This is a genomic window from Cryobacterium sp. TMS1-20-1 (assembly GCF_004402355.1).
Taxonomy (GTDB): domain Bacteria; phylum Actinomycetota; class Actinomycetes; order Actinomycetales; family Microbacteriaceae; genus Cryobacterium; species Cryobacterium levicorallinum.
This window is the reverse complement of record NZ_SOGF01000030.1, coordinates 19,830-39,446: the sequence shown is the minus strand read 5'-3', so window position 1 is coordinate 39,446 and position 19,617 is coordinate 19,830. Positions and strand designations below refer to the sequence as shown.

Here is a 19,617-nt window from a genome sequence, read left to right as displayed (position 1 = left end):
GCTAAATATAGGCTGGCCTCAGACTTGAAGCATCAGAGCCACCCACCGCGAACGAAAGACTAGTCTCGTGACCATGACCAACGCCTCCACCCGTCCCGCCAACGAGGATTTCAGTTCGGAGGTCGTCAAGCTCGTTAAGAAATGGCTTGACGAAAGTGCCACCATCCCAGCGGATGCCGCGGCCGAGCGGCTCGCCGGCGTGCTGAAGGACCCGAACGGCCTCGACTTCACGGTGGGCTTTGTGGACGGCGTCATGCGTCCCGAAGACAAGATGGTCGCCGGCTACAGCCTGCAAAAGGTCGCCAAGAAGGCGCCCGGTTTTCTGCCCGCACCGATGCGCGCGGCGATCGGTCTCGGTGGAATCCTCGGACCGGTGCTGCCCTGGGTCGTCATCCCGGCCGCCCGCACCGTGCTGCGCCAGATGGTCGGCCACCTCGTCGTCGACGCCACCCCCGACAAGCTCGGCCCCGCGCTCGTGCACCTGAAAGAGGGCGGCAACCGCCTCAATATCAACCTGCTCGGCGAATCCGTGCTCGGCGAGAAAGAAGCGCTCGAACGCCTCGAAGGCACCAAGCGCATCCTCGAACGCCCCGACGTGGACTACGTCTCGATCAAGGTGTCCTCGATCGCCAGCCAGCTCTCGATGTGGGCGTTCGACGAGACCGTCGCCCGCGTGATCGAACGCCTGACACCGCTGTTTGAGTTCGCAGCACAATCCGCTACCCCGAAATTCATCAACCTCGACATGGAGGAGTACCGCGACCTCGACCTCACCATCGCGGTGTTCGAGGGCCTGCTCGACCAGCCGCAGCTCGCCCAGCTTGAGGCCGGTATCGTGCTGCAGGCCTACCTGCCCGACGCCCTCAGCGCCATTCAGGGCCTCACCCACTGGGCCCAGAACCGCCGCGCGGCCGGCGGTGCCCCGATCAAGGTGCGCCTGGTCAAGGGCGCCAACCTCGCTATGGAGCACGTCGATGCCGCCGTGCACGACTGGCCGCTCGCGACCTTCGGCACCAAGCAGGACAGCGACACCAACTACAAGCGGGTGCTCAACTGGGCGCTCACCCCGCAGAACACGGATGCCGTCAAGCTCGGCATCGCCGGCCACAACCTGTTCGACGTGGCCTGGGCGCACCTGCTCAGCGTCGCCCGCGGCGTCGACGACAAGGTCGAGTTCGAGATGCTGCTCGGCATGGCGACCGGCCAGGCCCAGGCCGTGCGCAAAGACGTCGGCCAGCTGCTGCTCTACACACCGGTCGTCGACCCCTCGCAGTTCGACGTGGCCATCAGCTACCTCATTCGCCGGCTCGAAGAGAACGCGAGCTCGGAGAACTTCATGTCGGCCGTGTTCGAGCTGACCAGCAACCCCGAGCTGTTCGACCGCGAAAAGGCCCGTTTCCAGGCCTCGCTCGACGCGCTCGACGACCGGGTCCCCACCCCCAACCGCGTGCAGGATCGTTCGAGCAGCTACGACCTCGACCGCCTCGCCGCCGCCGCAACGGATGCCCGCAGCCACGACGCCGAGACCGCCAACGACGACGACCCGCAACTGACCGGCGCACTGCTCGGCATCACCCGCGGCTCGGTGCCCACCCACTCGACGTTCCACAACGAGCCGGACACCGACCCGTCGCTGCCCGCGAACCGCGCCTGGGGCCGACGGATTTTGGCCCGCGCCGACGCATCCGTTCTCGGTACCGAGACGATCGAGGCCGCCGCCGTTGCCGATGAGGCAGCGCTGAATACCATCATCGACGGTGTGCTCGAAGCCGGAAACGCCTGGGGCCAGAAGACCGGCGCCGAACGTGCCGCCGTGCTGCACCGCGCCGCCCTGGCGCTCGCCGCGAACCGTGACCGCCTGATCGAGGTCATGGCGAGCGAGTGCGGCAAGACCATCGCCGAGGGTGACGCCGAGGTGAGCGAGGCCATCGACTTCGCCAACTACTACGCCGAACGAGCCAAAGACCTCGACCGGGTGCAGGGCGCCATCTTCGTGCCGTCCAAGCTCATCGTGGTCACCCCGCCGTGGAACTTCCCGACCGCCATTCCGGCCGGCGGCGTCCTCGCCGCCCTCGCCTCGGGTGCCGGCGTCGTGATCAAGCCCGCCGCAGTAGCCCAGCGCACCGGCGCCATCGTCGTCGAAGCGCTCTGGGAAGCCGGCATCCCGCGCGAGCTGCTCGCGCTGGTGAACCTGCCCGACCGCGATCTCGGCGCCAAGCTCATCGCGCACCCCGCGGTGAACCGGGTCATCCTCACCGGCGGCTATGAGACGGCCGAGCTGTTCCGTTCATTCCGTCATGACCTACCCCTGCTCGCCGAAACCAGCGGCAAGAACGCCATCATCGTGACGCCGTCGGCCGACTTCGACCTAGCCGCCGCCGACGTGGTGAAGAGCGCCTTCGGCCACGCCGGGCAGAAGTGCTCGGCCGCGAGCCTGGTGATTCTGGTCGGATCGGTCGCGAAGTCGGAGCGGTTCCTCGGCCAGCTGGTCGACGCCGCGACCTCGATCAAGGTCGGCCAGGCGAGCGACCCGGTCACCCAGATGGGCCCGATCATGATGCCGGCCGACGGCAAACTGCTGCACGCCCTCACCACCCTCGGCGCCGAAGAACAGTGGCTGGTCGAGCCCCGGCAGCTCGATGAGACCGGCAAGCTGTGGTCGCCGGGCATCCGCACCGGCGTCACGCCCGGATCGTATTTCCACCTGACCGAGTTCTTCGGACCGGTACTCGGCGTGATGCACGCACGCAATCTGGAAGAAGCCATCCGCTTTCAGAACGCTGTCGACTTCGGCCTGACCACCGGACTGCACTCGCTCGACGCCGACGAGCTGGCCCTCTGGGTCGACACGATCGAAGCCGGCAACCTCTACGTCAACCGCGGCATCACCGGCGCCATCGTGCAGCGTCAGCCGTTCGGCGGCTGGAAGCGCTCGGCCGTGGGCGCCGGCACCAAGGCCGGCGGACCGAACTACCTGCTCGGCCTCGGCAGCTGGGTCAACGAACCCGGCCGCAACAGCTCGACGCTGCACCTGCGTGGCCTGGAGCAGCGAGTCACCGACATTATCGAAGCCAGCCAGCCGTTCCTCGACTACGCCGACTTCGACGTGCTGCGCCGCTCGGCCGTGAGCGACGCCCTGGCCTGGCGCGAGGAATTCAACGTCGTGCGCGACGCCACCGGGCTCGGAGTGGAGCGCAACCTGTTCCGCTACCGCGCGCTGCCGGTCACCGTGCGCCTGACTGAGTCGGGAACGCTCGCCCAGCTGCTGCGCGTGATCGCCGCCGCAACGCTGTCCACGTCGCGCTTCGACGTCTCGAGCACCATTCCGGTGCCGCCGGCCGTGCGCAATATCCTCGCCCAGCGCGAGATTCCGGTGTTCATCGAAAGCGACGAGGAATGGCTCGCTCGCGCCCGCTCCGGCGGCATCACCGCCAGCCGGGTGCGTCTGATCGGCAGCGACCCGGTGCTCGGGGCGCGGGAGGCGGCATCCGCTCTCGCCGAGGCGCTGGCCGGCAGCCCGGACATCGCGGTGTATTCGAACGCTGTCACCCAGGCCGGCCGCATCGAGGTGCTGCCGTTCCTGCGCGAACAGGCCATCTCGATCACCGCGCACCGGTTCGGCAACCCGAGCACCCTCTCGGACGGTGTGATCTAGCCCGGCTGCCTGTGTGCCCCGAGCGGGCACACAGGCCACGTGCGGTTTACATACAGTTTCGTGGGTCAAACTGTTAGGGGACGTATGATTACCGCTGTCCACAATTCGACAGGGGTTCACGCTTGAACGGAAACGCGACGACGACGCATCGAAACGTCGCCTTGTTGTCGGTCGCGAGTCTCATGGCGCCGCTGATCACGACGTCGGAAGAAATCGACCGACGGTTGAAGCCCGTATTGACGCGCCTCAAACTGCCGACCGGGCTGCTGCAGCGCGTCGCCGGTGTCTACGAGCGACGCAATTGGGGCCCGGACGAGACCTTCGATGACGCCGCGGTCAAGGCCGGCAAGATCGCGCTTAAAGAGGCTGGCATCAAGCCGAGCGACGTGGGCCTGCTCATCAATACCTCGGTCACCCGCAAGCACCTTGAACCCTCTGTTGCCGTGCGTATTCACCACGGCCTCGGCCTGCCGTCGTCGGCGATCAACTTCGACATTGCCAACGCCTGCCTCGGCTTCGTCAACGGCATGACCCTCGCCGCCCAGCTCATCGACAGCGGGCAGATCAAGTACGCCGTGATCATCGACGGTGAAGACGCCGACGAGATCCAGACCAACACGATTGACCGCCTCGGTCGCCCGGGCATTAAGCGCAAAGACTTCATGAGTGAGTTCGCCAGCCTCACCCTCGGCTCCGGCGCCGCTGCCGCCGTGCTCGGTCCAGCGGATGCCCACCCCGCCGGCCACCGCATCCTCGGCGGAGTCACCCGCGCGGCCACTCAGTTCAACGGACTCTGCGTCGGCAGCGTCGATGGCATGTTCACCGACGCGAAGGCGCTGCTCAAGGGCGGCATGGAACTGGTCGTGTCGGCCTGGACCGAGGCGAAGCGCGACTGGAGCTGGTCCAACATGGACCGCTACATCGTGCACCAGGTCTCGGACGTGCACACCAACGCCATCGTCAAGGCGACCGGCATGGACAAAACCAAGGTTCCGCTGACCTATCCGAAGCTTGGCAATGTCGGCCCGGCATCGATTCCGATCACCCTCTCCCAGGAGGCGTCGAAGCTGCAACCGGGCAACCGGGTGCTGCTGATGGGCGTCGGTTCCGGCCTCAACACCGCCATGATGGAACTCGTCTGGTGACGATGCTTCTGGAGGGCCGCTTCGACCGTACTTCCGTCGACGCCGGCGTTTTCGAAGATTGTGGCTATCCCCGTTACTACGGGTTCAGGCGAAGCGCCACACGAGGTGCCACCCTTGGCCCCTTGAACGTGCCCACCACTGGCGAGATGCCATCTCTTGCCCCTTGGGGTCTGCGTGCTGACCGTGAGGTGCCATCTTTGGCCCCTTGGAGTGCTGTCAAGGGGCCAAAGATGGCACCTCGGGAAAACCATGGGGCTATATATGGCATCTCGCAGCGCGTGGCACCCGGGTTGCTCGCGAGATGCCACTTTTGGCCCCTTGAACGTGCCCACCACTCGTGAGATGCCATCTCTTGCCCCGTGAACCTGACTGTACGCATCCGCTTCACGGCAGTCAGGTGCATGACCCAATCGGAGAAAAGACACTGTGACTAATACCCGCGCAACCGCAGCTTCCCGCCTTCCGCGCCTGGTGCCAGCCCCGGCGACACTCCCGCCGGCCGGACTGACGGGGCTCGACCCAGAGTGGTCGCGCCTGATCGAGGTTCCGGAACGCAGCGCTGCGGGCGGACTAGCGGGTGGGTTGGGCAGCGATTCGGGTGCCGCGGCAACCGGCAGCACGGCGAGTGGCGTGACGCACGGCTGGCACCTGCTCGACAATGGCCCGCAGCTCGACGCGCTCGGCGTGATTCCGGTCGGAACGATTCTGTGCGTGCACGGCAACCCGACCTGGTCCTACCTCTGGCGCGGCCTGCTGTCGTCGGCAACGGATGCAGCGGCGTCGGGTGCGCTCGCCTGGCGCGTGATCGCCGTCGACCAGCTCGACATGGGTTTCTCCGAGCGCACCGGAGGTTTTCGCCCGCTGGCCCGCCGGGTGCAGGACCTCGGCGACCTCACCGACGCCCTCGACCTGGCCGGCCCGGTCGTCACCCTCGGCCATGACTGGGGAGGAGTCGTCTCGCTCGGCTGGGCCGTCGACCACCCCGAACTGCTGGCCGGAGTCATGCTGCTCAATACGGCGGTGCATCAGAGCGCTGGCGATCCGATTCCGGCGCCACTGCGGCTCGCCCTCGGTCGTGGAATCCTCGGCCCGGCGACCGTGGCGACGCCGGCGTTTCTGGCCACGACGTTGGCGCTGGCGCATCCGTCGCTATCGACCGAGGTCAAGCGCGGCTACCGAGCTCCGTATTTGACGAGCGCTCGACGCGGGGGAATCGGCGGGTTCGTCGCCGACATTCCGGTCGCCCTGAGCCACGAAAGTCGGCCTGAACTCGACCGCATAGCGGAGGGCGCGCGCGCCCTCGCGGTGCCGACGCTGCTGCTTTGGGGTCCCCGCGATCCAATCTTCAGCGACCGCTACCTCGACGACCTGGCCCGGCGGATGCCGCACGCCCGCGTGCACCGGTTCGAGGGCGCTGGGCATCTGCTGGCCGAGGATGCGGACTACACTGCTGCCGCGCTGCTCTGGCTCGGCGACGCTGTCGCGGTCACTCCCGACGATGCGGCTAATGCGGTCACGTCCCCCTCCCGGACTGGCGATCTCGGCAAGCTCGATCAGCGGATGGGAGCGTCCAGCACGCTGCTCACCGCCACTTCGGGCGCCGAGGCGGTCGCACCATCTCCGTTGGCCGAGACCCCCGTCTCGGGGAGCGAGGCCGCCTCGCTATCTCCGTTGGTCGAGATCGCCATAGGGGGAACGCAAGCCGCGTGGGAAGCCGCGGGGACACATCCACTTTGGTATTACCTTGACGAATTGCAAAACTCCGACGAGACCGCCCTCGTCGATATGCAGCCGGCCCCGCGCACCGTCAGCTGGCGTCTGCTGTCGCGGCGCGTACGCCAGATCGCGGCCGGTCTCGTCTTCATCGGCGTCAAGCCCGGCGACCGCGTCTCGCTGCTGGTTCCGCCGAGCGCCGACCTCACCGCGGTGCTCTACGCCTGCGTGCGCATCGGCGCGATCGTCGTCGTAGCGGATGCCGGCCTCGGCCTGGCCGGCCTCACTCGCGCCGTGCGCGGCGCCCGCCCCGACTTCGTCATCGGCGCAGCTCCCGGCCTCATGGCCGCCCGCGCCCTCGGCTGGCCCGGACGCAAAATCTCCACGGCGCGCTTCCCGGCTCCGATGGCCGCGCTCCTGAGCATCGAGCACACGCTCGCCGAGCTCGTGCAGTTGGGCCAGGCGCGCCTGGACGCCGACGACGCACTCCCGCCCGGCCCCGCACCGACCGACCCGGCCGCCGTGCTGTTCACCTCCGGATCGACCGGCCCGGCCAAGGGCGTCGTCTACACCCACGGCCAGCTCTCCGCTGTGAGCAATGCCCTCTTTCTGCAGTACGAAGTGGGCGTCGGAACCGGTCTCGTCGCCGGATTCGCCCCGTTCGCCCTGCTCGGCCCGGCCCTCGGCGCCCGCTCGGTCACCCCCGATATGGACGTCACGGCCCCCAAAACCCTCACCGCCACCGCCGTCGCGGCCGCCGTGGCCGCCATCGACGCGACGGTTGTCTTTCTCTCGCCCGCCGCGCTCGTGAACGTCGTCGCGACCGCCGGCGCGCTCACCCCCGCCGATCACGCGGCCCTCGCCGGGGTTCAGCGTTTTCTCTCGGCCGGCGCGCCAATCTCCGAGAGCCTGCTCGCCCAGGCCGCGACGCTCATGCCGCAAGCGACCGCGCACACCCCGTACGGCATGACCGAGGGCCTGCTCATGGCCGACATTACGCTCGAGGGCATCCGGGCTGCCGCTGCGAGTGTTTCCATGCCTCGCAGAGCGGATGCCGCAGCGCACGACGGCGAGTCGGACCCGTCCACAGCCCCACTGCCCGACACTGCGGTCTCGGCAAGCTCGACCGGCGGAGAGGGTGAGGCCGCACTCATTGCGACGTCGGCTGAAGTGAACCCTGCCGGGGGAGTCTGCGTCGGGGGTTCGACGCAGACCACGCGCATCCGGATCAGCGCGCTCGACGCGAGTGGGGCATCCGTTGGTGAGTTGTCGGAGCAGCCCGACGTGACCGGCGAGATCGTCGTGTCGGCGCCGCACGTCAAGGACCACTACGACCGGCTCTGGCTCACCGAACGCACCTCGCGGCGCGGCGGGGTGCCCGGCGAACGCTGGCATCGAACCGGCGACGTCGGTCACCTCGACACCGCTGGCCGCCTCTGGGTCGAGGGCCGCATGCCGCATGTCATCGTGACGGCTGCCGGCGTCGTCACCCCGGTCGGTCCGGAGCAGCGCATCGAAACGCTGCCCGACGTTGCTCGTGCGGCCTTCGTCGGGGTCGGCCCGGTCGGCACCCAGCAGCAGGTCGCCGTGATCGAAACCGTGCCGCCGGCCCGCAGCGTGCACCGGGCATCCGCTCCGCTCGCCGCCGCCGTGCGCGCCGCCGTCGGCTCGCCGGTCGCCGCGGTGCTCGTCGTGCCCGGACTGCCCACCGATATTCGGCACAACTCCAAGATCGACCGCAGCCGGTTGTCGCGCTGGGCCACCGGCATCCTCTCTGGCGGTCGCTGGACTAAGCCATGAGGGGCGCGCCATGAGAGTGCTGGTGACCGGAGCCAGCGGATTTCTCGGTCGCGCCGTCGCCGAGCGCATCAGTGCGGCCGGGCACGAGGTGCGCACCTTTCAACGGCGGCCATCCGGCGTGGCCGGCGTCGAAGACGTGCACGGCTCCATCACGACGCCGGCCGACACCCCGTACGCCGGTCTCGCCTATGCCGTCAGCGGCATGGACGCGGTCGTGCACCTCGCCGCGAAGGTCTCCCTCACCGGGGATCCGGACGAGTTCGCGGCGGTGAATGTCGGCGGCACCCGCACGGTGCTGCAGGCTGCGCAGCAGGCCGGCGTCTCCCGGTTCGTCTACGTGTCCTCACCGTCGGTCGCTCATGCCGGCAGTTCGATCATGGGTTCGGACGCGCTGCCGGCCGCGCCGGAACACGCTCGCGGCGACTACGCCCGCACCAAGGCTCACGCCGAACTGCTCGCGCTGGCCGCCGATGCTCCCGGATTCAGCGTGGTCGCCGTGCGCCCGCACCTGGTCTGGGGTCCCGGCGATACCCAGCTGATCGAGCGCATCGTCGACCGGGCGCGCTCCGGTCGGCTGCCGCTGCTCGGCCACGGCGCTGCACTGATCGACACGACCTACGTCGATAACGCGGCTTCGGCCATTCATGCCGCGCTCGACGCAGCTGTCACCGTGCATGGCCAGAGCTACGTGATCACCAACGGGGAACCGCGCCCGGTTGCGGACATCCTCGCCGGAATCTGCGGCGCGGCCAACGTGCCGGCGCCGACCTGGCGGGTGCCGGCATCCGCTGCCCGCGGTGTCGGCTCGCTCATCGAGGCCATCTGGCGGCGTCGCCCGGGTGTCGACGAGCCGCCAATGACCCGGTTTCTGGCCGAACAGCTCTCGACCGCGCACTGGTTCGACCAGCGCCGCACCCGCGCCGACCTGCACTGGACCCCCGCGGTCTCCCTCGACGAGGGCTTCGAGCGTCTCGCCGCGCACTATCGCGCTCGCCGCACCCACTAGCCATCACTCCGACCGGGCCCGGGCCCGGAAACCGGGCCCATGATAGAACATGGGCCTAGCGACCGGGCCCGGGCCCGGTCGGTTTGTGCGGCGGTGTCCCCAGCCTCGAAAACTGCGCGTTGGGAGCTCATTTCGTGCGGAAGCGCGCAGGTCTGCACGGCTATCCCGGCAGATGCGGCGCTACGCGCGAAACCCGAGGGCCGCGCGCGCGAACGTGAGCGCCTCCTCGGGGGCCACGCCGAGCTTGCGCGCCCGGGCGGCAAACGCGGCGGCGGCGGCCTGCACGTGCTGCTGGGCGGCATCCCCACTGGCGGCGATGAAGGAACCGTTGCGGCCGCGCGTCTCGATTACTTCGTCGCGCTCGAGCTCGCGGTAGGCGCGGGCCACGGTGTTGGCGGCGAGCCCCAGATCGTCCGCGAGTTTGCGCACGGTCGGCAGCTTGTCGCCGGGGACCAGTGAACCCGCACGAACGGCGGCGAGTACCTGCACCCGCAACTGTTCGTAGGGCGGTGTGGCGGATCGCGGATCGACCAGCAGCATCATGCCGAGGTCTTCTCTCGGCTGTCTTCGTCGGGCCAGTTGTCGGCGGTTGGGCCGCGCCGGTACCGGGCGAGTTCCACGGCTGTCTCGGGCCACAGTCGACGCAGGTAGTGCGTGGTGCTGCGATTGCGCAGGCTCGTCACGCTCCAACCGATTAGGGCGAAGACCAGCACCGGTCCCATTATCGTGAACGATTCGACCAGAATCTCCCCGACCGAGCCGGGCTCCGGCAGATAGATCGAGTCGCTGAGTGACAGGAACAACACGCAGGTACTGACGGCCGCAATGATGCCCGGGATCCCGACCAGGCTGCGCAGGGTGGTGCTGCGAAAGGCATCGCTCCAGGCCAGTTCATGGATGTGCTGGCCGGCTGGCCGCGATCGAGCAGCGCCCCGGCTGCCGCCCAGGTGAGCAGGCTCGCTGCAGCCGCGAGGGCCAGGAGCAGTCCGGCCGGCCAGAGAATAGTTCGCACCGAAACGTCATCGAACACCCGCTCCGGGTTGATCGCGATGACTCCGAGCACGGCAATGTAGCCGAGGGTGGCCAGCGCCAGGAATCCCAGCGAAAACGTGCGGTCGAGCGGCGTGACATAGTCGGCCAGCCGGGGCGACAGGCTGCGCGCGAGTCGCGGCGCCTCGGGAACCGGGGCGAAGGCCGCATGCGAATCGTTGAGGATCACGGCGCTTGTCGACGCAACCGTCATCGTGACCCCGACCAGAAGTCCGTTCCACGGGCTCTCGCTCCCGCCCATCGAGACGAGCGCCGCCGCTCCGACGACGAGTCCGATCATCGCTCCGACGACCCCGGCACGTTCCCGGCGATAGAGTCGGCGCGACAGCTCGGGAACGATCCCGGGAACCAACGCGAGCCCGACCTGCCGAGAGTAGGCGTGCAGCATCCGTCTGCGCGGTTCGGCACTCGAGATATAGGCCAAACGGATGCCGAGACCCGCCATCACCAGCGCTGCCAAAATCACCAAGACCGGATTCACAAAACCCTCCCTTTGTGTGCGTTTTGTACCAGAGTAGCAATACAAACCACTGTGGCAATAGGTGCTCGGCAGGAAAAGCTGTCCTGGCCGTGCCTGACCACGAAAACTCAATGCACCCAGAAAGAGCACAGCACCAGCGGTTCAGGCGCTGGGACGCTCCAGAGCTTCGGTGACGAGAGCGAGCGCCTCCTCCCGGCTCACCCCGAGCTGCTGAATGCGAGCGGCGAACGACGCGGCGGCCGCCTGGGCCTGCCGCGCCGCCGCATCGCCATTGGGAGCGATGAATGACCCGAATCGGCCGCGGGTTTCAATGACGGCGTCACGCTCCAGCTCACGATAGGCGCGGGCGACCGTGTTCGTGGCGAGGCCGAGTTCAGCGGCGAGGGCACGCACGGTCGGCAGGCGAGTGTCGTGGGCGAGCTCGCCGGAGCGCACGGCCGCAATCACCTGGCTGCGCAACTGTTCGAACGGCGGCGTACTCGACTGGGAATCAATGGCAACAAAGGAAGCGGGCACGGGACCCTCCGTTCAACGTTATGGACAATTTTGCCCCGCTACAACGGATGCTGCAACAGCATACCGTCGGTACGTTCCTCCAGAATGTCCGAGAGCGCGGGTGCCAGCCTGCCTCAACGCCCACGAAGCACCGTTCGTGAGGCCGCGGCGGCTCGGTAGGCTCGAACCCATGACCTTCCCGGCCGATCTGCCCGCCCAGCTGGCCGGGCTGCTGCCCACCCTGGTCGGTGTCCTGCTGCTTCTGGCGGTGGTCGTGACGGTGCTACGCGGCTATCGCACGCAGCATCCGTTCGCGCCAGCGTTGGCCCTGCTGCGCGGTACCCTGCAGCTGGCCGCGATCAGCCTGATCCTCAGCGGAATCATCAACGATCCGCTCTGGGTCGGTGTCGGACTGCTCGTCATGTTCGCGGCAGCCGTTGGCACGGTGACCCGGAGGATCGGCTTCAACCGGCGCCACCTGGTTCGGGTTGCTGCGGCGATGGGGCTCGGTGTTGTCGTCACGCTGACGATCGTGTTCACGACCGGGGCGATTGAATTTTCGCCGCGCTACGTGCTCGCCATCGGCGGCATTATCATCGGCAATGCCATGTCGATCGCGACGCTGAGCGGTCGGCGCTTCACCGAAGCGGTCGGCGACCACTGGGACGAGGTCGAGGGCTGGCTCGCGCTCGGCGCCACACCGGGCCAGTCCACCCGGGAACTCGCCCGGCAAGCGGTCTATTTCGCCATCATCCCGTCCACGGATCAGACCAAAACCACCGGCCTCGTGACGTTGCCCGGGGCGTTCGTCGGCGCGCTCTTTGGCGGAGCATCGCCCCTGGAGGCCGGCCGGTTTCAGATCGTCGTGCTCGCCGGCATCCTCTGCGCCGGGTCGATCGCCGCGGTGACCCTGCTGCACCTGGTCGGCCCGGTGCGCCAAAAGCCCGTCCCCACGGTCTAGCCCTCGAAATTACTCGACCGAACGGTGAATCAGGCGGGACAAGACGATCGCGCTGCGGGTGTGGTCGACGTTGGGCGCGAGGCGCACCTTTTCGAGGGCCGCCTCGAGACCGGGAATGTCCCGGGCGCGAATGTGCACCATGGCATCGGCGCTGCCGGTGATCGTTCCGGCATCGACCACCTCCGGCACGCCGGAGAGAATGCGCAGCAGTTCGTCGGGCGCCACCGTGCCGCGGCAGAACAGCTCGACATAGGCTTCCGTGCTCATGCCGTCGACGGCCGGATCGACCTGAATGGTGAAGCTGCGAATGACCTTGTCGGCCACCAGCCGATCAACGCGCCGTTTCACAGCGGATGCCGACAGCCCTACGACGGATCCGATATCGCCGTAGCCGGCACGCGCATTCTGGCGCAGCAGGTCGAGAATGCTGTGGTCTAGGTTGTCCATGGGCCGAGTCTAGGCGATCGCTGTGCGCAAACGTGCGTCCCGACGGTCATTCTCGAAGATTTATTGCGCAGATCAGCGTGAAACGTTGAATCGTGCTGTGTGAGACTAAGACTGGCGTCCCGGAACGATCGTGATTCGATCGCGCCGGGCTCTCGTGAGCGACCTGGTCCGCCATTCACCCTACGTTTCGTGGGTTTTCAGGTCCGCGAAACGACGAAGGAGCCTCATGTCGATCGACTCAGCCACCCCCGTCCTCTCCGAAGAATCGGCCGTTCCGGTGCGCACCGCCACCAAGCGCACCATTCTCATGTGCAAGCCGCAGTTCTTCACCGTGGTCTACCGCATCAACCCCTGGATGGACCCGGCCCTGCCCACCGACACCTCGCTCGCCGTCGAGCAGTGGCAGACCCTGTACGACACCTACGTCGGCCTCGGCTACGACGTGCAGCTGATCGAGCCGATCGACGGCCTGCCCGACATGGTCTACGCGGCCAACGGCGGATTCGTCATCGACAACCAGGCCTACGGCGCCAAGTTCACCCACGTACAGCGCCAGCCCGAAGGTCCCGCCTACATGGACTGGTTCGGCGCCAACGGCTTCGACGTACGCGTGCCGATCGAAACCAACGAGGGCGAGGGCGACTTTTTGCTGGTCGGCGACGTTATTCTGGCCGGCACAGGCTTTCGCAGCGATTCGAACAGCCATGCAGAGCTCTCGATTATCGCCGGCCGCCCGGTCATCACCCTGCGCCTGATCAACCCGAGCTTTTACCACCTCGACACCGCCGTCGCCGTGCTCGCTGACAGCAATATCGCGTACCTGCCGAGCGCGTTCGATGCTCCGAGCCTCGCGATTCTGCAGGAACGTTACCCCGACGCCATTATCGTCACCGAAGAGGATGCCTCCATCCTCGGACTCAACTCCTACTCCGACGGCTACAACGTCGTCATCGCCGCCCGCGCCAAGGACTTCGAACAGCAGCTGCGCGCCCGCGGCTACAACCCGATCGGCGTCGACCTGTCCGAGCTGCTGCTCGGCGGCGGCGGCGTCAAGTGCTGCACGCTCGAGCTGCGCCGATGACCGCGCCCAACCTAAAGGAGCACGATATGACCACGAACCTGACCGCCGAGACCGTGCCCGCAGCATCCGTTTCGTCTGAAGCCACCGCACTGATCGCCCAGGAAAGTGCGCACGCCGCGCACAATTACCACCCGCTCGAGGTCGTTGTCGCGACCGGTGACGGCGCCTGGGTAACGGATGTCGCCGGTCACCGCTATCTGGACTGTCTCGCCGCGTATTCCGCCGTGAACTTCGGGCACTCCAACCCGGTACTGCTTGACGCCGCCCGCGCGCAGCTCGGCCGCATCACGCTGACCAGCCGTGCCTTCTACAACGACCAGCTCGGCCCGTTCGTCACCGCGCTCGCCGAACTCGCCGGCAAAGACATGGTGCTGCCCATGAACACCGGCGCCGAGGCCGTCGAATCCGGCATCAAGGTCGCCCGCGCCTGGGGCTACCGAGTCAAGGGCGTCGCGCCCGACCTGGCCAACATCATCGTCGCCGCCGGCAACTTTCACGGCCGCACCACCACCATCATCAGCTTCTCCGACGACGAATCGGCCCGCGCCGGTTTCGGACCGTTCACACCCGGTTTTCGCACCGTGCCCTACGGCGACGCCGCGGCGCTCGAGGCTGCCATCGACGAGAACACCGTCGCCGTGCTGCTCGAACCGATCCAGGGCGAGGCCGGCATCGTCGTGCCGCCGGCGGCCTATCTGCCGGCCGTGCGCGAGATTACGACGCGTCTGAACGTGCTGTTCATCGCCGATGAAATCCAGTCGGGGCTCGGCCGCACCGGCTCGACCTTCGCCTGCGACCTGGTCGGCGTCGTGCCCGACCTCTACCTGCTCGGCAAGGCCCTCGGCGGCGGCATCGTGCCGGTGTCGGCGGTCGTCGGCAACACCGACGTTCTCGGAGTGCTGCACCCCGGCGAGCACGGCTCCACCTTCGGCGGCAACCCGCTCGCCGCCGCCGTGGGCCTGGCCGTCGTGAAAATGCTGGCCACGGGCGAATACCAGAAGCGAGCGACCGAACTCGGTGCACGCCTGCATTCCGGACTCTCGGCGCTGATCGGCCACGGCGTGGTCGAGGTGCGCGGCGTCGGTCTCTGGGCCGGCATCGACATCGACCCCGCGCTGGCCCCGGGCCGCGTCGTCTGCGAGGCCCTGCTCGCCCGCGGCGTGCTCGCCAAGGACACCCACGGCTCGACCATTCGGCTCGCCCCGCCGATCGTCGTCTCGGCTGACGACGTGGACTGGGCTGTCGAGCAGCTGAGCCTGGTGCTGGCCGACCTCACCGCCGCGAAGTAGGTCTCCGGTCGGCTCGCGGCACCGGCCCGGCTCGCCCCGTTCCGTGGGGATCGTGGCTCGGCGAACGCGCGTTTCCTGAATCAGCCACCGCAACAGCGGATGCCCCCGCGTGACGGCTGCGGCGCCAAGCCGGGCGGCTCTAGGCTGAAGGGCATGTACACCGACCTGCCCGAAGCCGAACTCCGTGCCTATCGCAGCGGCCAGGCGGACCCGGGCGACTTCGACGCGTTCTGGACCGACACCCTCGCCGAGGCCGAGAGCCATCCGCTTAATGTCACAGCCTTGAAGGTCGACGCCGGGCTCAGCACGCTGGACGTGTTCGACCTGACCTTCGCCGGCTTCGGCGGGCAGCCGATCAAGGCCTGGCTGCGGGTGCCCGTCGGCGCGAGCGGTCCGCTGCCGACCATCGTGCAGTTTCACGGCTACGGCCGGGGACGCGGGCAGGCTTTCGAGAATCTGCTGTGGGCATCCGCCGGGTTCGCGCACTTCGAGATGGACCTGCGTGGGCAGGGCTACGGCGGCAGCGCCGGCGACACTGCCGATGACGCCGGGAGCGGTCCACAGGTCCCAGGGTTCATGACTCGCGGCATTGACTCCCGCGAGACCTACTATTACCGCCGCCTCTTCACCGACGCCGTGCGCGCCGTCGCGGCGGCCCGCAGCCTGGCGCTCGTCGACGAAACCCGCGTCGGCGTGATGGGCACCAGTCAGGGCGGTGGAATCGCGCTCGCCGTGGCCGGACTGGTTCCGGACCTTTCCGCCGTGGTCGCTCGGGTGCCGTTTCTGTGCGACTTTCCGCGGGCATCCGTTATAACCGACGCGCAGCCGTACCGCGAGCTGGGCCAGTATCTCGCGACGCATCGGCTGAAGGTTACGCGCGTGCACGACGTGCTGTCCTACTTCGACGGCGTCAACTTCGCCAAGCGGGCCACCGCGCCGGTGACCATGACGGCGGCACTGATGGATCCGATTTGCCCGCCATCGACCGTCTTCGCGGCCTACAACAACTATGCCGGCCCGAAGCAGATCACGGTCTGGCCATACAACGGGCATGAGGGCGGCGCCTGGGAAGACGACACGCTCGCACTGCGGGCGTTCCGCGAGAACCTGGCCTGACGTTCGGCTCTTGCCGCCAAAAACCAATGGCGGTACCATTTTGGTATGGCTATCAATGTGCGCATCCCGGAGGAGCTCGATCGTCAACTGGAAGAGCTCGCGGCGGCACAACACGTGTCGAAGCACGCTCTGCTGCTGCAGGGGGCAACGCTGATTGTCGACCGCTACTCGCGTCGAGATGAAATCGAGTCGGGCCTACAGTTCGTACTGTCCCACGACGCCGAGTTGCTGCAGCGGCTCGAAGACGCATGACCCGATACCTGGAGGTCGCCGACGCGCTTCAGGTGATCGAGCGCTACGGATTCCACGTACGGGACGCCGGCCTCCTCGCATCTGCGCTGGCCCGGCCGTCGGCGTCCATGTTTGGAACGGATGCCTACCCGACGTTTGATCGCAAGGCCGCAGCCTTGCTCGAATCGCTCGTGCGTAATCATCCGCTCGTGGACGGCAACAAGCGCACCGGTTGGACCCTGATGGTTCTCTTTTTGTGGATCAACGGATTTGCTCACGATTTCACCGCCAACGAGGGGTTCGACTTCGTGATCGGCGCCGCCGAAGGAATTATCGACCTCGACGAATCTGAACGCCGCATCGCGGCGCATCGGGTCCAACGGCCATAAGCCGCGGCGCAACCCGGACCGGGCTGCGCCGCGGGGGCTATTTCGGCGGGGCCGTCTTCCTCGGCGCCCGCTTGACCGGCGTGACCGTCACGGCAGCGGATGCACCGACGCTCTGTTTCGGCGCGGCGGCTGTGCCTACCGGAGCCTTGCGTACCGGAGCCTTCCGCGCGGGAACAGCCTCGGCCGCGGCGACCATGGGAGCGGCGACCGGCATCAGCCGGGACAGCTGCGTCACGTGCCCGGGGTTCAGCTCCTCGAGCGAGTTCACCCCGAGCAGCCGCATCGTGCGGCTGACCTGCTCCGACAGAATCTGGATCGTGCGGTCGACCCCGGCCTCACCGCCGGCCATCAGGCCGTAGAGGTAGGCGCGGCCGATCATGGTGAAGCGCGCGCCGAGCGCGATCGAAGCCACGATGTCGGCTCCGGACATGATGCCCGTGTCGAGGTGCACCTCGGTGTGCGCACCGACCTCGCGCGCGACCTGCGGCAGCAGGTGGAACGGAATCGGCGCCCGGTCGAGCTGGCGACCGCCATGGTTCGAGAGGGTGATGCCGTCGACGCCGAGATCGACGAGGCGCTTGGCGTCCTCGAGGTTCTGCACGCCCTTGACGACGACCTTGCCGGGCCACTGCGCCTTGATCCAGGCGAGGTCCTCGAAGTCGACCGTGGGGTCGAACATCGTGTCGAGCAGGTCGGCGACCGTGCCGCTCCAGCGGTCAAGGCTCGCAAAGGCGAGCGGCTCGGTGGTCAGAAAGTTGATCCACCACTCCGGCCGGGGCAGCGCGTTGACGACCGTGCCGAGGGTGAGCGCCGGCGGAATCGAGAAGCCATTGCGCTTGTCGCGCAGCCGGGCGCCCGCCACGGGCACGTCGACGGTCACCAGCAGGGTGTCGAAACCGGCCTTCGCGGCCCGGTCCACGAGGGCCATCGACCGGTCGCGATCCTTCCACATGTACAGCTGGAACCAGTTGCGGCCGTTCGGGTTGGCGGCCTTCACGTCTTCGATCGAGGTGGTACCCATGGTCGACAGCGCGAAGGGGATTCCGGCCCGAGCCGCCGCGTGCGCCCCGGCGGTCTCGCCCTCGGTCTGCATCATGCGGGTGAATCCGGTGGGCGCGATACCGAACGGCTGCGAAACCTGCGCCCCGAGCACGTCCCAGCCGGTCGACACGGTCGACACGTCGCGCAGGATCGACGGGTGGAACTCGATGTCCTCAAAGGCCTGGCGGGCCCGGCCGAGCGAGATTTCGGCCTCGGCCGCGCCCTCGGTGTAGTCGAAGGCGGCCTTCGGCGTTCGCTTCTGGGCGATGGCGCGCAGGTCCGCGATCGTGAGCGCGGCGGCCAGCCGGCGCTTCTTCGCGTTGAGCTCCGGGCTCTTGAATTTCATCAGCGGGGCGAGATCTTTGATTTTGGGGATGCGTCGTTGAACCATGGTCGTCCTTCTCTAGTGATCGCGCAGGTGGGTTTCGGCGTAGTAGTCGGAGATGTGGGCGTGCATCGCGAGGCGGGCGGCATCCGCTTCACCGGCCAGAATGGCGGCCAGAATGCCGCGATGCTCCAGCATCAGGCGAGCGGATGTTGCCGGCCAGTTCGCGAGGCCCGCCGCGCCGGCCCGCGCGTACCCCTCGATCGCGCTGCGGAGGCCGGCCATCGTCGCCGTGACGACCTGGTTGCCGCTCGCTTCGGCGAGGGAGAGGTGGAACGCCGCGTCGAGGGCGAGAAATTCGGCTTCGGTGAGGGTCTGGTTTTCCATCGCGGTGAGGATCTGCGCGGAGGCGGCCAGGTCGGGGGAGCCTGCGGCCGCGAGGTCGGTGACGATCGAGCCCTCAAGCACGAGTCGGGTTTTGACCACGTCGGCCACCGCAAAGCCCTGGGCCGCGACCTGCAGGCGCATGAGCGCGGACATGCCGCCGCCGGGGCGGGCGACGATAATCGCGCCCGCCGAGGGACCGGAACCGACCGCGGTGCGGATTAGACCGAGCACTTCGAGCACGCGCAGGGCCTCGCGCACACTGGATCGGCCGACGCCCAGGTCGGCGGCAAGGGTGCGCTCGGGCGGCAGGTGGTCGCCGGGGCTGAGCCGGCCGTCGAGCAGGTCGCGTTCAACAGCGTCGAGCACGACCTGCCAGGCGCGGGGGGCGGTCATCGGGTCCTCTCGGGTGCAGTGACCATGTGGTCTGACCACATGCTACATGAGGATCACCCGGTCGCGCGATAGGCAAATCGTCATAACTTGGGAGCGCCCGTTTGGTGCGCACGCGTCTGCACCAAGCGGCAGCGCGACGCGCGTCGCCCGGGCGCACCAGGGCGGAGGGAAGCAACTCGCGCGGGACTCAGGCATCCGTTCGCGGCAGCAGCACGTGGCCGGGTTGCCCCAGCCGCAGAGATCGTGGGTGGTTACAGCCTCAGGCCGAGGGCGCTGATCATGTCGCGACCGTCGTCGGTGATCTTGTCGGGCGTCCACGGCGGCATCCAGACCCAGTTGATCCGATGGCGTTCGACCACGCCGACGAGGGCCTGCTCGGTTTGCTCCGTCAATACTTCCTGCTCGGGGCAGCCGGCCGAGGTGAGGGTCATTTGGATGACGAGCGTGTCGGTGTCGTCGTCCCAGGCCAGGCCGTAGATCAGGCCGAGGTCGAAGACGTTGATGCCAATCTCGATGTCCATCACGTTTTTGAGTGCTTCTTCGATGTCATCCTGGCGTGCCGGAGTGAGTGCTGAGACCATGGTCCCAGCCTACGGTCGCGGCGGGGCGCGC

The 19,617-nt window shown here is 67.7% G+C and carries 18 protein-coding genes; 10 read left to right on the top strand and 8 right to left on the bottom strand.

All coding sequences use genetic code 11. The features are described from left to right. Positions 1-73 precede the first annotated feature (73 nt). From E3O45_RS07125 to E3O45_RS07110, 4 genes are all read left to right on the top strand, one after another. Positions 74-3,655 (top strand): bifunctional proline dehydrogenase/L-glutamate gamma-semialdehyde dehydrogenase, encoded by a 3,582-nt coding sequence (locus E3O45_RS07125; RefSeq protein WP_134442776.1) that lies wholly within the window; start codon positions 74-76, stop codon positions 3,653-3,655. Positions 3,656-3,777: 122 nt separating this feature from the next. After that, positions 3,778-4,800 carry a 3-oxoacyl-ACP synthase III gene (locus tag E3O45_RS07120; protein WP_092452398.1) on the top strand — a complete coding sequence of 341 codons (1,023 nt, stop codon included), beginning with the start codon at positions 3,778-3,780 and terminating at the stop codon, positions 4,798-4,800. 426 nt (positions 4,801-5,226) lie between these two features. Next, a complete protein-coding gene (locus tag E3O45_RS07115; RefSeq protein ID WP_241985266.1) occupies positions 5,227-8,313 on the top strand; it encodes an alpha/beta fold hydrolase in 3,087 nt (1,028 codons plus the stop codon). A 10-nt stretch (positions 8,314-8,323) separates the two neighbouring features. Continuing rightward, positions 8,324-9,319 (top strand): NAD(P)-dependent oxidoreductase, encoded by a 996-nt coding sequence (locus tag E3O45_RS07110; protein WP_134442758.1) that lies wholly within the window; start codon positions 8,324-8,326, stop codon positions 9,317-9,319. 180 nt (positions 9,320-9,499) lie between these two features. Here E3O45_RS07110 and E3O45_RS07105 read toward each other — a convergent pair whose 3' ends face one another. The 4 genes from E3O45_RS07105 to E3O45_RS07095 all read right to left on the bottom strand — a co-directional run bounded on the left by E3O45_RS07105 (position 9,500) and on the right by E3O45_RS07095 (position 11,366). Next, the gene (locus E3O45_RS07105; protein WP_370450329.1) at positions 9,500-9,862 is read right to left on the bottom strand and encodes a GntR family transcriptional regulator; all 363 of its coding nucleotides are present in this window, start codon (positions 9,860-9,862) and stop codon (positions 9,500-9,502) included. Further along, positions 9,859-10,032, bottom strand: a complete 174-nt coding sequence (locus tag E3O45_RS17510; protein ID WP_166789421.1) for a hypothetical protein — start codon at positions 10,030-10,032, stop codon at positions 9,859-9,861. Before E3O45_RS17510 ends, E3O45_RS07105 begins: the two co-directional genes overlap by 4 nt. Positions 10,033-10,040: 8 nt before the next feature. Continuing rightward, positions 10,041-10,850: a hypothetical protein gene (locus tag E3O45_RS07100; protein ID WP_134442757.1), complete on the bottom strand. Its 810-nt coding sequence runs from the start codon at positions 10,848-10,850 to the stop codon at positions 10,041-10,043. A gap of 141 nt (positions 10,851-10,991) precedes the next feature. Beyond that, a complete protein-coding gene (locus E3O45_RS07095; protein ID WP_092452408.1) occupies positions 10,992-11,366 on the bottom strand; it encodes a GntR family transcriptional regulator in 375 nt (124 codons plus the stop codon). A gap of 169 nt (positions 11,367-11,535) precedes the next feature. On the opposite strand from E3O45_RS07095, the gene E3O45_RS07090 reads away from it, so the two are divergent. Beyond that, a complete protein-coding gene (locus E3O45_RS07090) occupies positions 11,536-12,306 on the top strand; it encodes an ABC transporter permease (protein WP_134442756.1) in 771 nt (256 codons plus the stop codon). A 9-nt stretch (positions 12,307-12,315) separates the two neighbouring features. Here E3O45_RS07090 and E3O45_RS07085 read toward each other — a convergent pair whose 3' ends face one another. Further along, positions 12,316-12,753, bottom strand: coding sequence for an Lrp/AsnC family transcriptional regulator (locus E3O45_RS07085; protein ID WP_092452413.1), 438 nt, complete (start codon positions 12,751-12,753; stop codon positions 12,316-12,318). A 226-nt stretch (positions 12,754-12,979) separates the two neighbouring features. Here E3O45_RS07085 and ddaH point away from each other — a divergent pair, with 226 nt between their 5' ends. The 5 genes from ddaH (at position 12,980) to E3O45_RS07060 (ending at position 16,859) form a co-directional block, all read left to right on the top strand. Next, the gene (gene ddaH, locus E3O45_RS07080; RefSeq protein ID WP_134442755.1) at positions 12,980-13,834 is read left to right on the top strand and encodes a dimethylargininase; all 855 of its coding nucleotides are present in this window, start codon (positions 12,980-12,982) and stop codon (positions 13,832-13,834) included. Positions 13,835-13,860: 26 nt separating this feature from the next. Continuing rightward, positions 13,861-15,123 carry an ornithine--oxo-acid transaminase gene (gene rocD, locus E3O45_RS07075; RefSeq protein WP_134442754.1) on the top strand — a complete coding sequence of 421 codons (1,263 nt, stop codon included), beginning with the start codon at positions 13,861-13,863 and terminating at the stop codon, positions 15,121-15,123. A 153-nt stretch (positions 15,124-15,276) separates the two neighbouring features. Then, entirely contained in the window at positions 15,277-16,239 is a 963-nt protein-coding gene (locus E3O45_RS07070) for an acetylxylan esterase (RefSeq protein WP_134442753.1), read from the top strand. Positions 16,240-16,284: 45 nt separating this feature from the next. Beyond that, positions 16,285-16,491: a ribbon-helix-helix protein, CopG family gene (locus tag E3O45_RS07065; RefSeq protein ID WP_174843063.1), complete on the top strand. Its 207-nt coding sequence runs from the start codon at positions 16,285-16,287 to the stop codon at positions 16,489-16,491. After that, positions 16,488-16,859: a type II toxin-antitoxin system death-on-curing family toxin gene (locus E3O45_RS07060; RefSeq protein WP_134442752.1), complete on the top strand. Its 372-nt coding sequence runs from the start codon at positions 16,488-16,490 to the stop codon at positions 16,857-16,859. The genes E3O45_RS07065 and E3O45_RS07060 overlap by 4 nt, the downstream gene beginning before the upstream one ends. Before the next feature lie 37 nt (positions 16,860-16,896). On the opposite strand, the gene E3O45_RS07055 is transcribed toward E3O45_RS07060, so the two are convergent. The 3 genes from E3O45_RS07055 to E3O45_RS07045 all read right to left on the bottom strand — a co-directional run bounded on the left by E3O45_RS07055 (position 16,897) and on the right by E3O45_RS07045 (position 19,586). Next, positions 16,897-18,291, bottom strand: coding sequence for an alpha-hydroxy acid oxidase (locus E3O45_RS07055; protein WP_134442751.1), 1,395 nt, complete (start codon positions 18,289-18,291; stop codon positions 16,897-16,899). A 12-nt stretch (positions 18,292-18,303) separates the two neighbouring features. Continuing rightward, complete coding sequence (locus E3O45_RS07050) at positions 18,304-19,005, bottom strand: FadR/GntR family transcriptional regulator (RefSeq protein ID WP_134442750.1); 702 nt, start codon at positions 19,003-19,005, stop codon at positions 18,304-18,306. A 251-nt stretch (positions 19,006-19,256) separates the two neighbouring features. Beyond that, positions 19,257-19,586 carry a metal-sulfur cluster assembly factor gene (locus tag E3O45_RS07045; protein WP_092452431.1) on the bottom strand — a complete coding sequence of 110 codons (330 nt, stop codon included), beginning with the start codon at positions 19,584-19,586 and terminating at the stop codon, positions 19,257-19,259. Between the last annotated feature and the right edge of the window lie 31 nt (positions 19,587-19,617).